The sequence below is a fragment of the Mycobacterium sp. NPDC048908 genome (assembly GCF_043197955.1).
In the GTDB taxonomy this organism is placed as follows: Bacteria; Actinomycetota; Actinomycetes; order Mycobacteriales; family Mycobacteriaceae; genus Mycobacterium.
Window position 1 is genome coordinate 315974 of the sequence record NZ_JBICUE010000002.1, and the last position, 12942, is coordinate 328915.

The following is a 12942-nucleotide window of genomic DNA, read 5'->3' on the forward strand; positions in this document are numbered from 1 at the left end:
GATGACCCCGATGACTGGGCGCCGTGCGTCGGTACGCTCGAAACATGTTTGCCTTCCTGTCCGGTATTCCCGGCGCCGACGATCTGCGCAACCTGGTCAAGCGGGTGGACACCGCGAGGCACCACGGTGTGCCGAGCGGATGTGTGCTCGAACTCGATCTACAGGCGATGCCCCAGGAGACCGGTGGTTTCGATCCGTTCGCGATGATTGTCAGCGGCGGCAAGCCGTTGGTGTTGCGCGAAGCCGTCGCGGCCATCCATCGCGCGGCCGATGACCCCCGTGTCGTGGGTCTGATCGCGCGGGTGCAGATCCCGGCGGCCGCCCCTGGTCCGGTGCAGGAGTTGCGTGACGCCATCGTCGCGTTCAGCGATGTGAAACCGTCGTTGGCGTGGGCGGAGACGTACCCCGGCACGCTGTCGTACTACCTGGCGTCGGCCTTTCGCGAGGTGTGGATGCAGCCGTCGGGCACGGTCGGTCTGGTCGGTTTCGCCACCAATGCGCTGTTCTTGCGCGATGCACTCGACAAAGCGGGCATCGAGGCGCAATTCATCGCGCGTGGCGAATACAAGTCGGCGGCAAACCTTTTCACGCAGGACCGCTACACCGACGCACACCGCGAAGCCGACAGCAGGCTGATCGAGAGCCTGCACGGCCAGGTGCTGAAGGCAGTCGCCGACGCGCGGCACCTTGACGCGGCCGAAGTCGACGCGCTCGCCGACAGGGCGCCGCTGCTGCGCGACGACGCGGTCACGGGACGTCTGGTCGACCGCATCGGCTTCCGCGACGAGGCCTACGCGCGCATCGGCGAACTCGTTGGCGCGCCGGGCATCTCGCCGGAGACGGGGGACGCCGATTCCGACGACGCGCCGCCGAGGCTGTACCTGTCGCGGTATGCACGGGCCACGGCGGCGCGGCCCACACCGCCTACGCCGCCGATCCCCGGCCGCAAGCCGAAACCCAAGATCGCGGTTGTCACGCTGCACGGTCCGATCGTCAGCGGGCGCGGCGGCCCGCACGTACTACCGCTCGGCAGTTCCAGCGCCGGAGGCGACACGATTGCCGCGGCGTTGCGTGAGGCGGCCGCCGCCGATGACGTGTCGGCGATCGTGCTGCGGGTGGACAGCCCCGGTGGTTCGGTGACCGGTTCGGAAACCGTTTGGCGCCAAGTGAATCGGGTTCGCGACAGCGGTAAGCCAATCGTCGCGTCGATGGGTGCGGTGGCGGCGTCCGGTGGCTATTACGTGTCGATGTCGGCCGATGCGATCGTCGCGAATCCCGGCACCATCACCGGTTCGATCGGTGTGGTGACCGGCAAGCTGGTCGCCCGCGAGCTCAAGGACCGTCTCGGCGTCGGGTCCGATGCGGTGCGCACCAACGCCAACGCCGATGCGTGGTCGATCAACCAGCCGTTCACCGACGAGCAGCACGCGCATGTCACGGCCGAGGCCGACTTGTTCTACACCGACTTCGTCGAGCGGGTTGCCAAGGGCAGGAAGATGACGGTCGAGGCGGTCGATGCGATCGCCCGCGGCCGGGTGTGGACGGGTGTCGATGCGTTGGAGCGCGGCCTCGTCGACGAACTCGGCGGGCTTCGCGCCGCCGTCACCCGGGCCAAGGTGCTGGCCGGGCTCGAGCCGGATGCAGAGGTCCGGGTGGTCAGCTACCCGGGTTCCTCGCTGATGGACATGTTGCGGCCCAAGGCGTCGTCGCAGCCTGCTGCGGCGTCGCTGCCGGAGGCGGTCGGTGCGCTCGTGGGGCGCTCCGTCGCAGGCATGCTCAACCAGGCCGAGCGTTCGGCGACCGGCGTCAGCGCGCTCTGGCTCGGCGAATACCGCTTCTAACCACCGCAGGAATTCGTTTCGCCCCGCGCATGCGGGGATTTGGGTGCAACAGACCCTTGCTGTTCCTCTATACCCTGGTTAATCTTCGGATTGTCAACAAAACTACGACCTGATCCTGCATATGACGTGAGCGCCGGGCGGGGCAGTGTCGACTGGTACGAGGAGCACCCCAATGGCTTCCGAACAACCCGCCGCCGTCGCGACCGTCGATCCACCCCCTGAAGTGGTGCGAAAGGCGATAGCCGCGTCCGCGATCGGCAACGCGACCGAATGGTTCGACTACGGTATCTACGCATATGGCGTGACCTACATATCCGCGGCGATCTTCACGGGGGAGGCCGCGACGCAGCTGGCCCTCGCGACGTTCGCCATCTCGTTTTTGGTCCGGCCGCTCGGTGGCCTGGTCTGGGGCCCGCTCGGTGACCGGATCGGCCGCAAGCGTGTGCTGGCGCTGACCATCCTGATGATGGCGGGCGCCACGCTCTGCGTCGGCTTGGTGCCGACGTATGCCGCGATCGGCATCTGGGCGCCGATCCTGCTCGTGTTGCTGCGGATGATTCAAGGCTTCTCCACTGGAGGCGAATATGGCGGCGCGGCAACGTTTATGGCGGAGTACGCGCCATGCCGCAGGCGCGGTTTCCTCGGCAGCTTCCTCGAGGTCGGCACGCTTGCAGGCTTCTCGCTCGGTGCGTTGCTGATGCTCGGCTTTTCGCTTCTGCTCGGCGACGACCAGATGCATGCCTGGGGCTGGCGGCTGCCCTTCCTGGTGGCCGCCCCGCTCGGCCTTGTCGGCGTCTACCTACGGACCCGGCTGGAGGACACCCCGATCTTCCGCGAGTTGGAGGCGAAAGGCGAAAAGGAGGAGCAAACCGGAACCCAGTTCAGGGACCTGCTCGCCCGCTACTGGCGACCGATCTTGCAGCTCGGTGGTCTGGTCGTAGCGCTCAACGTGGTGAACTACACGCTGTTGGCGTATATGCCGACGTACCTGGAGAACGAGATCGGCCTTTCGGCCAATCAGTCGCTGGTGGTGCCGATCATCGGCATGCTCACGATGATGGTGTTCCTGCCCCTTGCGGGACATCACTCCGATCGGATCGGGCGCAAACCTGTGTGGTGGTTCTCGCTGGCCGGGTTGTTCGTCGCGGGCGTGCCGATGTTTCTGCTGATGGGCACGGGCCTGGCCGGCGCGGTGATCGGCTTCGCCGTACTCGGCCTGCTCTACCTACCGCAGTTGGCGACGATCTCGGCGACGTTCCCGGCCATGTTCCCGACCCATGTGCGGTACGCGGGCATGGCGATCGCGTACAACGTTTCCACTTCGCTCTTCGGCGGCACCGCGCCCGCCGTCAACGAGTGGTTGATCGGTAAGACCGGCGATGGGCTGATACCCGCCTATTACATGATGGGTGCGTGCGTGATCGGCGCGCTCGCCCTGATAAAGGTCCCCGAGACCACGAGATGCCCGATCAACGGACGCGAGACCCCCGGCACCGCAAAGGCGCCGCCACAGCTCGATTACGTGGCACAACAGCCAACCCCCGCCTGACACAGCGAAAAGTCCGGCCTCCCTTGATATTTCAAGGAGGCCGGGCTTTCGCGCTCAGTTCGGGACCACCGCGCTGACCGCGTCGGCCCAGATGCCGACTGCCTCGTCGATCTGATCCGGATCAACCACGAGCGCCGGGATGAACCGCACAACCTGGCCCCAGGCTCCGCACGTCAAGAGCAAGAGTCCGCGACGCGCCGCCTCCTGCTGGGCGGCGGTGGCTGTCACCGGATCGGGTCGGCCGTCGGCGTCGCGAAACTCGTTGCCGATCATCAGGCCGAGGCCACGCACGTCGGTGATCCGGTCGTGCTTGTCCGCAACCGTCTGCAGGGCGTCCTTGAGCTGTGCGCCGCGCTCCGCGGAGTTCTCAACGAGGCCCTCGTCCTGGATGACGTCCAGTGTCGCCACCGCGGCCGCACATGCCACCGCGTTGGCGCCGTAGGTGCCACCCTGCGATCCCGGCCACGCCTTGGCCATCAGTTCGGCCGACGCCGCGATCCCGGACAGTGGGAACCCCGATGCCAATCCCTTGGCCGTCACCAGGATGTCAGGCCGCACGTTGAAATGATCGTGTCCCCAGAACTTTCCGGTCCGGCCGAAGCCCGTCTGCACCTCGTCGAGCACGAGCACGATGCCGTACTCGTCGGCACGTTGACGCAGCCCCGCGAGGAAACGCTCGTTGGCGGGCACGTAACCGCCTTCGCCGAGCACCGGTTCGACGAAGAACGCCGCGGTGTCGGCCGGTGCGCTGAGGGTCTGCAGGACGTAATCCAACTGGGCGAGCGCGAAATCGGTCGCTTGCTCCACCGGCCACCCGTAGTGCGTCGGATCCGGGAACGGCGCGACCTGCACTCCCGCCATCAATGGTGAGAAGCCCGAACGGAACTTGGTGCCGGACGTGGTCATCGAACCGGCCGCGACGGTGCGACCGTGGAAGCCGCCGTGGAACACGATGACATTGGGCCTGCCGGTGGCCTGGCGGCTGAGCCGAAGCGCGGCCTCGATCGCCTCGCTGCCGGAGTTGGCGAAGAACATCCTGTCCAGCCCGGGTGGGAGCACCTCGCCCAACCGCTCGACGAGCGTGAGCAGCGGGCGGTGCATGACGGTGGTGTACTGCGCGTGGATCAGCGTGCCGACTTGCCGCTGCGCGGCTTCGACCACCCGCGGGTGGCAGTGGCCGGTGCTGGTCACCCCGATGCCCGCCGTGAAATCGAGGTATCGGCGGTCGTCCTCGTCGTAGAGCAGAACTCCTTCGCCGCGAGCGGCGAGTACCCCGGTTGCTTGTTTGAGGACCTGTGAAAGCTCAGCCACGCCCTTCCCCTTGCCTGTCGACGGGTAGATTGTCAACAATCAGGTTATCCGACTGCGCAGGCACAGCCTAGGGCCGACGAAGGGGTATTCGTGAACGAGCGCAACGAGGCAAGGGTCGTCGACACCGTCGAAAAGCGACTGTTCATCGACGGCAAGTGGACGGACGCGGAAAACGGGCGCACCTTTGATGTCGTCGACCCCGCGACCGGCAAGACGTTGTGCGCGGTGGCGGACGCCACGCCTGAGGACGGTCGGGCCGCACTCGATGCCGCCGTCGCCGCGCAGCCAGCATTCGCCGCGACCACGCCCCGCGCCCGCGCCGACATGCTCACCAGGGCATTCGAGTTGCTGCACGAACGAATCGACGACCTGGCCCTGTTGATGACGCTGGAGATGGGTAAGCCGCTCGCCGAAGCCCGAGGCGAAATTACTTATGCTGCAGAGTTTTTCCGGCATTTCGCCGGCGAGGCCGTGCGGATAGACGGCGGCTACCAGACCGCCCCCGCCGGTGGCGCACGCTTCCTGGTCACCCGGCAGCCGGTGGGGCCGTGTCTGCTGATCACACCGTGGAACTTCCCGATGGCGATGGGCACCCGCAAGCTCGGTCCTGCAATCGCCGCGGGATGCACCAGCGTCATCAAGCCGGCTCCACAGACACCGCTTTCAATGCTGGCTTTGATGGACATCTTGGTTGAGGCGGGCGTGCCTGCGGGCGCGGTCAACTGCATCACCGCCACGAATGCCGGCGCGGTGATGGAGCCGCTGATCCGCTCTGGCCTGGCCCGCAAGCTGTCGTTCACCGGGTCCACCAATGTCGGCCGGTTGCTGCTCGAGCAGTGCGCGCAAAGAGTCCTGCGGACCTCACTCGAGTTGGGCGGTAATGCGCCGTTCATCGTGTTCGAGGACGCCGATCTGGATGAGGCGGTCGAGGGAGCGATCGCCGCCAAGATGCGCAACATGGGCGAGGCCTGCACGGCCGCCAACCGAATGTATGTGCAGTCCTCGGTGATCGACGAGTTCGGCCAGCGCCTGGCCAAGCGCATGGCGGTGCTGTCGGTCGGTCGCGGCACCGAACCCGGCGTGAATGTCGGGCCGCTGATCGATGAGGCCGGGCTGCGGAAAGTCGAGTCACTGGTCGCCGACGCCGTCGAACGCGGCGCCACCGTGTTGACCGGGGGAAGGGCGCCGGGCGGCGACGGCTACTTCTATCCGCCCACGGTGCTGACCGGGGTGCCGCGCGACGCGAAGATGGCCGATCAGGAGATCTTCGGTCCTGTCGCCCCGCTCACGCCGTTCGAATCGGAGGCCGAGGTGATCGCCGCGGCCAACGACACCGAATACGGGCTTGTCTCTTACGTTTTCACCAACGACCTGCGTCGCGCACTTCGGGTGGCCGAGGCGCTGGAGACCGGGATGGTCGGGCTCAATCAGGGCGTCGTGTCAAATCCCGCGGCGCCGTTCGGCGGTGTCAAGGAGTCCGGCCTCGGCCGCGAAGGCGGTGCCGTTGGCATCGACGAGTTCCTCGAGACCAAGTACATCGGCATCGCGATGAGGTGATTGATTACCTGCCCGGCTGTTCGACACCGTCGACCAGCGGCCCACTGGCGCTCAGCCGCGCGACGGCATCGTCCATGTGCGCGATCAAGAGCCGATCGGTGAGTTCGCGATCGCCTGCGCGGATCGCATTCGCCAGGGCGCGGTGTTCCTCGCCGCGGACCTCGGAGATGGCGTAGGTCTCGTCGAGGCAGTGGATGCACATCCGCGTCTCGGTGATGAAGGTCTGGTGCATGCGCGACAGCCGCGGGCTACGGGCCAGTTGCAGAAGGCGCTCGTGGAACGCGATGTCGAGTTCGCTCACCTCGGCGGGTGATTTGGCGGCCATCATCTGTTCGACGATCACCAACAGTGCGTCGCCCGCGGCGACGTGGTCGCCGTCGATGATCTTGCGAGCCGCGGCGCGTTCGATCGCCTCGCGCGCCAGATACATGTCGCGGATGTCGTCGGCGGTCATGTGGATGACGAAGAGCCCGCGGTTGCGGATGGACAGCAGCAGCCCCTCCTGGGTGAGGCGCGACATCGCCTCGCGTACCGGTCCCCGACTCACCCCGAATTTGCGCGCGAGCTCCGCCTCGCCTAGCTGGGCACCGGGTTTGAGTTCACCGTGGCCGATGGCCTGGCGCAGTTTGTCGGCGATGATCGCAGGCGTCGACTCCTGCGCAAGCAGCCCGATGAAGCCCGTCATTTTCGGTCTCCGAACAACGCGCCCAATGTGGGCAGTGGCGGCACGGGCCCGAGCAGTTCGAGGCCTTTCCAGACCGTGACCTGGTTGGCGGTGAGAACCGGTTTGCCCACTGCCGCTTCGAGTTTGTCGACGATCGCCAGCGTGTGCATCGCGGTGTCCGGAACGAGTACGGCCTCGGCATCGGGGTGATCGGCCGCGGTCACCATCGCCACCACGCGGTCAGGCTCCAGCGTGCCCACTTCGGCGGCGGTGTAGATGCCATGGCTGCCCATCGACACCACCTCCGCGCCTCCCGCAGTGAGGAACGCGACGAAATGCTGGGCCACGTCGTCGGGATAGGACGCCGCAATCGCCACCCGCCGGATGCCGAGGTGGCGAAGGGCGTCGACGAACGCGATCGAGGTGGAGGATGCCGGCACGCCCGCCGCCGCGGCGACGGCCGAAGCCTGGTCTCTGGCGCCCTGCGGGCCGAAGACGAAGCTGCCCGAGGTGCATGCCCACATCACGGCGTCCGGCTTTTCGCCGGCGAGTTGGGCCGCGCCGTTGGCCAGTCGGGTGTCGCTGCCAAGGTCGAGTAGAGCGTCGACGCGGTGTGCGTCCTCGCCGACCGAGGTGATCACCACCGGTAGCCGGACCGCGCCATCGATCCGGGCCTCGAGCGCGGGGAAGTCGTCTTCAGCGCTGTGGCCGGGGTACAGCAAGCCCACTGTCACCATGAATATCTCCCTGGCTGATCGTCACCCATATCGGTAGATTGTCAACAATGTTAACGCGCGCGGAGTACGACGTCAGGCGGGTTGCCACGGAGCTCCGCAAACAGGTTCGCGGCTCGGTGAGCGATGACGCGGGCAGCAGAGGCCTGTACGCGGTCGACGGATCCAACTACCGCGTGGTGCCGGACCTGGTGGTGGTGCCTGCCGACCAGGAAGACCTTGCTGTGGCGGTGGCGCTGACCGCGGCGTCGGGCGCACCCGTGACGCTGCGGGGCGGCGGTACCTCGATGGCGGGCAATGCGATCGGCGGTGTAGTGATCGACGCCTCACGCCACGTCAACCGCATTCTCGATTTCGACGCGGCCGCCGGGACCGCGGTCGTGGAGCCCGGCGTCGTGCTGACCGACCTGCTGGCCGCCGCCCGCCCGCACGGCCTCGCGTTCGGGGCCGACCCCTCGTCGGCCAGCCGGGCGACGATCGGCGGGATGATCGCGAACAACGCGTGCGGCGCTCACTCTGTGGCGTGGGGAACCACTGCCGACAACATGAGGTCACTGGATCTGCTGCTCGCGGACGGCACGCGGTGCACGGTCGACTCGACCGGTGCTCGCGAGGATCTCGCGCGCAGGCCGGGCCGCGAGGGCGAAGTGCATCGACAGCTACAGGCCTTCGTCGATGCGCACGAACTGGTCATCCGCCGCCGGTTCGGCAGGTTCACCCGGCAGATCTCCGGCTACGCGTTGCACCGGTTGTTGCCCGAGCACGGCTACGACGTCGCCGGGTTGTTGTGCGGCAGCGAAGGCGGTTTCGCTGCCACTCTGCAGGCGACGGTCGCGCTGACCCCGACACCGACGGCGCGAGTGTTGTGCGTGCTCGGCTTCGGTGACTCCATCACGTCCGCGGAATGTGTCCCGGTAATTCTCGCGCACAGTCCGCTGACCATGGAGTCGATCAACGTCGACCTGATCGACCGGTTACCCGGCGACGTCCGCCGCGCCGCCACCGCGGCAGGGCTGCCTGCCGGGCGGGCGTGGCTGCTGGTGGAGATGGGTGGCGAGGACCGAGCGGGCGCGGTACTAGCCGCTGAGAAAATGCTTGAGGCGCTGCGTGATTCGGGCTCACCGGCGACCGCAGCGCTGGTCACCGACCCCGGCGCACAGGCCGTGCTGTGGCGTTGCCGCACTGATGCCGCCGGGCTTGCCACCCGCCGCGCCGACGGCGCCGAGGCATGGGGCGGCTGGGAGGACGCGGCGGTTCCGCCCGAACTGCTCGCCGACTATCTGCGCGGCCTTGACGACCTGATGGGGCGGCACGGACTGGCCGGCGCGTACTACGGCCATTTCGGCGAAGGCTGCATGCACATGCGGATCGACTTCGATCTCCTGAGCAGCACGGGCCTGACGGTCTACCGTACGTTCGTCGAGCAGGCCACCGACCTCGTTGTGTCGCTTGGCGGTTCGGTGTCGGGCGAGCACGGTGACGGCCGCGCCCGCTCCGAGTTGCTCGGCCGGATGTATGGCACCGACGGGCTGGCACTGCTCGCCGAGATGAAAGGCATCTGGGATCCGGGCCGGGTGATGAATCCCGGCATCATCGTCGATCCACCCCCGTTCGACGCTGCGATCAGGCATCAGGGTGCGGCGAAGGACCGAAAATTGTTGACGCTGTTCGCTTATCCCGACGACAACCACGATTTCGCCCAGGCGCAGCGGCGCTGCGTCGGCATCGGCAAGTGCAGGCAGTCCTCCGGCGGTGTGATGTGCCCGAGCTACCAGGCCACCCGCGAGGAGATGCATTCCACGCGCGGACGCGCGCATCTGCTCTGGGAGATGCTGGAGGGCGATCTGGTGACCGACGGGTGGCGCTCGACCGAAGTGCGCGACGCCCTGGATCTGTGCCTGTCGTGCAAGGGCTGCCTGTCGGATTGCCCGGTGAACGTCGACATGGCCACGTACAAGGCCGAATTCACCCACCACCACTACGCGGGCCGGCCGTGGGCACGGCCGCTGTCGCACTGGTCGATGGGCTGGCTGCCGGCATCGTCGCGGCTCGCGTCGATGGCACCCCGGCTGGTCAACCGGGTGGCGCGGATGCCGCTGACGAAACGGTTGGGCGGCATCGCCGACGAACGTGAGATTCCGGTCTTCGCCGCGCAGACCTTCACGTCGTGGTTCGCCGGGCGCGCCGTCAGCGCGCCCGCCACGCGGGGCAGCGTGGTGCTGTGGCCGGATACCTTCACCAATCACCTTGCGCCCGAGGTGGGTCGTGCGGCAGTCGAGGTGCTGGAGGCGGCCGGCTATCGGGTGGTGCTTCCCGACGGACCGGTGTGCTGCGGGCTGACGTGGATCTCCACCGGGCAACTGGGTGTGGCGAAGCGACGGCTCACGCGGTCACTTGCGCGGCTGGCGCCACACCTGACCGCCGGTGTGCCGATCGTGGGATTGGAGCCGAGCTGCCTGGCCGTGCTGCGCCGTGACGCGCCCGAGCTTCTGCCCGACGACTCGCGCGCGGCCGCGTTGGCGGCCTTGGCGTTCACCTTCGCGGAGTTCCTCAATCGTTCGGATTGGCAACCGCCGCAGGTCGGTACGGACGCCCTGGTGCAGACCCACTGTCATCAGCACGCCGTGCTCGGTTTCGACGCCGACCGCGCGCTGATGGCGAAGGCGGGCATCAACGCCGCCGTGCCCGATTCTGGATGTTGCGGGCTAGCAGGCAATTTCGGCTTCGAACGTGGACACTACGAGGTTTCCCTTGCGGTGGGTGAGCGGGTGCTGCTGCCTGCCGTTCGGGCGGCCGCGCCCGACACGGCGATCGTCGCCGATGGTTTCAGCTGCCGGACCCAGATCGCGCAGGGCACGCCGCGGCGCGCCGTGCATTTGGCCCAGTTGCTCGCCGACGGACTAGCCGAGAAGCCGTAGCGCCGACAGCACATAGGCGCGCGCGGCGACCATCAACTCCTCGATCGCCACGGATTCGTCGGGGCGGTGGGCCTGTTCACTGACCGACCCCGGCCCGAACACCACCACGGGCACGCCGAGATCGCGAGCGACGAATCCGCCGTCGCACGCGGCCGTCCAGCCGCCCGGCGGAAGTCCTGGCCCGCCGGCGTCGGCGAGCGCGGTGTCAACGGTCGCGGCCAGCGCGCAGTCGGCGGGTGTCTCGAAGGCAGGCATCTCCATCGGCATCGTGACGTCGACGGTCAGGCCCCGTTCGGGCAGTCCTAGGCCGGACAGCCGGTCGCGCACGTCGGCCAGCACGGTGGCGATCGATTCGCCGGGCAGTAGCCTGCGATCGGCGACCACCACACATTCGGCGGGCACGATCGACCCGCTGGTGCCGCCGTTGATCTGCCCGACACTCCAGGTCGCGGGCCCAAGCAGCGGGTGCGGCCGCTGCGCGAGTTCGCGGTGCATGCGTTCAATCTCTGCGACCACGGCGGCCGCGCCGTAGATCGCGTTCGCGCCGTCAGCGGGATTGCCTGCGTGACAGGCTGTTCCGTGAATCTGGATCCGCAGGTAGCAGGCACCGCGGGCGCCGATCACGGTCTGAAGGTCCGTGGGCTCCGCAGTGATGCAGCCGAGGAACCGAGTCGATGCCGATCCGATGTACGCACGGATGCCCGCGCCGATCTCTTCCTCGTCGATCAGTGCGGTCAGTTCGACGGGGCCGGTCAATGCGGCCCCGCGCAACGCCGCCATCGCGCAAAGTGCCGCAGCCAGTCCGCCTTTCATGTCGGATGCGCCGCGGCCATAGATGCGGCCGTTCTCGACGGCGCCACCGAACGGATCCTTCGTCCAACCTTCGCCGACCGGCACGACGTCGGTGTGGCCGAGCAGCAGCAAGCCCGGACCCGGTCCGCCGGTGAGGGTGATCTGGAGATTGTCCCGGCCAGCTTGGACCGGCACCTGACACACCTCGAGCCCGAGTTCGGCGGCCGCCGCAGCCAGCACCGCGACTGTCGCCGCCTCTTCACCGGGCGGATTCTCGCCTGCCGCCTGTACCAGTGATCGGGTCAGCGTTACCAGTGCGGCCTCGTCGATCTTGTCCAGTACGGCACGTTCGGCGCTCGACACGGACACCGCGGTCAGCCCTTGGTCAGAGCGTCGACGGCCCGACGGAGTCGGGCGACCCCCTCGTGGATGCGGTCGGGCGGCGTGGAGGCGAAGCACATCCGCAGCGCGTCGGTGAATCGTCCCGACGGTGAGAACGCCGAGCCGGGAATGAACGCAACGCCTTCGGCCAGCGCGGGCTCGAAAAGGGCTGTGGTGTCGACGTTGTCGAGGGTGATCCAACAGAAGAAGCCGCCCTCGGGGTCGGTCCAGCGTGCCATGTCGCCGAGATGCTCGCGCAACGCAGCATGCATGGCCTCCTTGCGTCGTTTGTACTCCGCCTGTTGTGTCACCAGGTGATCGTCCAGATGGCCGCCGACAAGGAAGCCTGTCAGCAGCCGTTGCGCGGGCAGGTTGGTGCAGGTGTCCATGGCTTGTTTGGCGTTGATCAGTAGCGGCTGCAACTCCGGCACCGTGTCGACCCAGCCGACGCGCAGGCCCGGCGCGACGATCTTGGAGAAGGTGCGCACCGAGAACACCAGCGGGTCGCCCCCGCCGAGCTCCCGCAGCGTCGGCAGCGGCTCACCCGCGAAGCGCAGCATCCCGTATGGGTCGTCGTCGATCACCATTGCGCCCCACGACCTGGCGAGCTCCAGCAGCCGTAACCGGCGTGGCAGCGACAGCGTGACGCCGGACGGGTTCTGAAACGTCGGAATGGTGTAGATGGCCTTGGGTTTCCGGCCGGCTTCGCCGACCAGACGCTCGAGCGCGTCGACGTCCATGCCGTCGTCGTCGACGGGGATCTCCAGAAGTTGCGCTCCGTACGACAACGCGGTCGCACTGCCGTTGGTGTACGTCGGGGACTCAACCGTCACGAGATCGCCGGGATCCACGAAGACCTTGCAGAACAGGTCGAGGCCCTGCATGCCTCCGGCGGTGATGGTCAGCCTGTCCGCGGTGGTTTCGTCGCTGGTACCGCGCAGCATCTCGAGCAGTGCGGCGTGTAGAGGTGGATCGCCCTCAGTCGCGGCATAGTCATAGGCGTCGGGGGCGCTCAGCTCGAGCGACGCGATCCCCGCGAGGATCTCCGACGGCACCGCCTCGGCTGCCGGTGAACCCATCGCCAGCCGCACCACGTCGTGGCTCTGCTTGTGCAGCAGCGAGGTGCTGGAGTCGATGACCGACCCGACGAGGCCCGCCGCACGCGCGGCATAGGGAAGTGTCGACAGCGTCACTG

The 12942-nt window shown here is 67.5% G+C and carries 9 protein-coding genes; 4 read left to right on the top strand and 5 right to left on the bottom strand.

Features of this window, described 5'->3' with window-relative positions:
• Positions 1-44: 44 nt before the first annotated feature.
• Entirely contained in the window at positions 45-1841 is a 1797-nt protein-coding gene (sppA, locus tag ACGFK1_RS06095) for a signal peptide peptidase SppA (protein WP_393427143.1), read from the top strand.
• A 172-nt stretch (positions 1842-2013) separates the two neighbouring features.
• Positions 2014-3390: an MFS transporter gene (locus tag ACGFK1_RS06100; RefSeq protein ID WP_393427146.1), complete on the top strand. Its 1377-nt coding sequence runs from the start codon at positions 2014-2016 to the stop codon at positions 3388-3390.
• Between the two features lie 54 nt (positions 3391-3444).
• Here the strand turns inward: ACGFK1_RS06100 and ACGFK1_RS06105 are convergent, their stop codons facing one another.
• Positions 3445-4701: an aspartate aminotransferase family protein gene (locus ACGFK1_RS06105; protein WP_393427149.1), complete on the bottom strand. Its 1257-nt coding sequence runs from the start codon at positions 4699-4701 to the stop codon at positions 3445-3447.
• Positions 4702-4791: 90 nt separating this feature from the next.
• On the opposite strand from ACGFK1_RS06105, the gene ACGFK1_RS06110 reads away from it, so the two are divergent.
• Positions 4792-6258 carry an NAD-dependent succinate-semialdehyde dehydrogenase gene (locus ACGFK1_RS06110; RefSeq protein WP_393427152.1) on the top strand — a complete coding sequence of 489 codons (1467 nt, stop codon included), beginning with the start codon at positions 4792-4794 and terminating at the stop codon, positions 6256-6258.
• A 4-nt stretch (positions 6259-6262) separates the two neighbouring features.
• Here the strand turns inward: ACGFK1_RS06110 and ACGFK1_RS06115 are convergent, their stop codons facing one another.
• Together ACGFK1_RS06115 and ACGFK1_RS06120 are read right to left on the bottom strand one after the other, a co-directional pair.
• On the bottom strand, positions 6263-6943 hold the full coding sequence (locus ACGFK1_RS06115) for a GntR family transcriptional regulator (RefSeq protein WP_393427155.1): 681 nt from the start codon (positions 6941-6943) through the stop codon (positions 6263-6265).
• Positions 6940-7659, bottom strand: a complete 720-nt coding sequence (locus ACGFK1_RS06120) for a maleate cis-trans isomerase (RefSeq protein ID WP_393427158.1) — start codon at positions 7657-7659, stop codon at positions 6940-6942. Before ACGFK1_RS06120 ends, ACGFK1_RS06115 begins: the two co-directional genes overlap by 4 nt.
• A gap of 47 nt (positions 7660-7706) precedes the next feature.
• Here ACGFK1_RS06120 and ACGFK1_RS06125 point away from each other — a divergent pair, with 47 nt between their 5' ends.
• On the top strand, positions 7707-10574 hold the full coding sequence (locus ACGFK1_RS06125) for an FAD-binding and (Fe-S)-binding domain-containing protein (protein ID WP_393427161.1): 2868 nt from the start codon (positions 7707-7709) through the stop codon (positions 10572-10574).
• Here the strand turns inward: ACGFK1_RS06125 and ACGFK1_RS06130 are convergent.
• Together ACGFK1_RS06130 and ACGFK1_RS06135 are read right to left on the bottom strand one after the other, a co-directional pair.
• Positions 10557-11735, bottom strand: a complete 1179-nt coding sequence (locus ACGFK1_RS06130; RefSeq protein ID WP_393427164.1) for a M20 family metallopeptidase — start codon at positions 11733-11735, stop codon at positions 10557-10559. The genes ACGFK1_RS06125 and ACGFK1_RS06130 overlap by 18 nt on opposite strands.
• A gap of 5 nt (positions 11736-11740) precedes the next feature.
• Positions 11741-12940 carry a PLP-dependent aminotransferase family protein gene (locus tag ACGFK1_RS06135; protein WP_393427167.1) on the bottom strand — a complete coding sequence of 400 codons (1200 nt, stop codon included), beginning with the start codon at positions 12938-12940 and terminating at the stop codon, positions 11741-11743.
• Between the last annotated feature and the right edge of the window lie 2 nt (positions 12941-12942).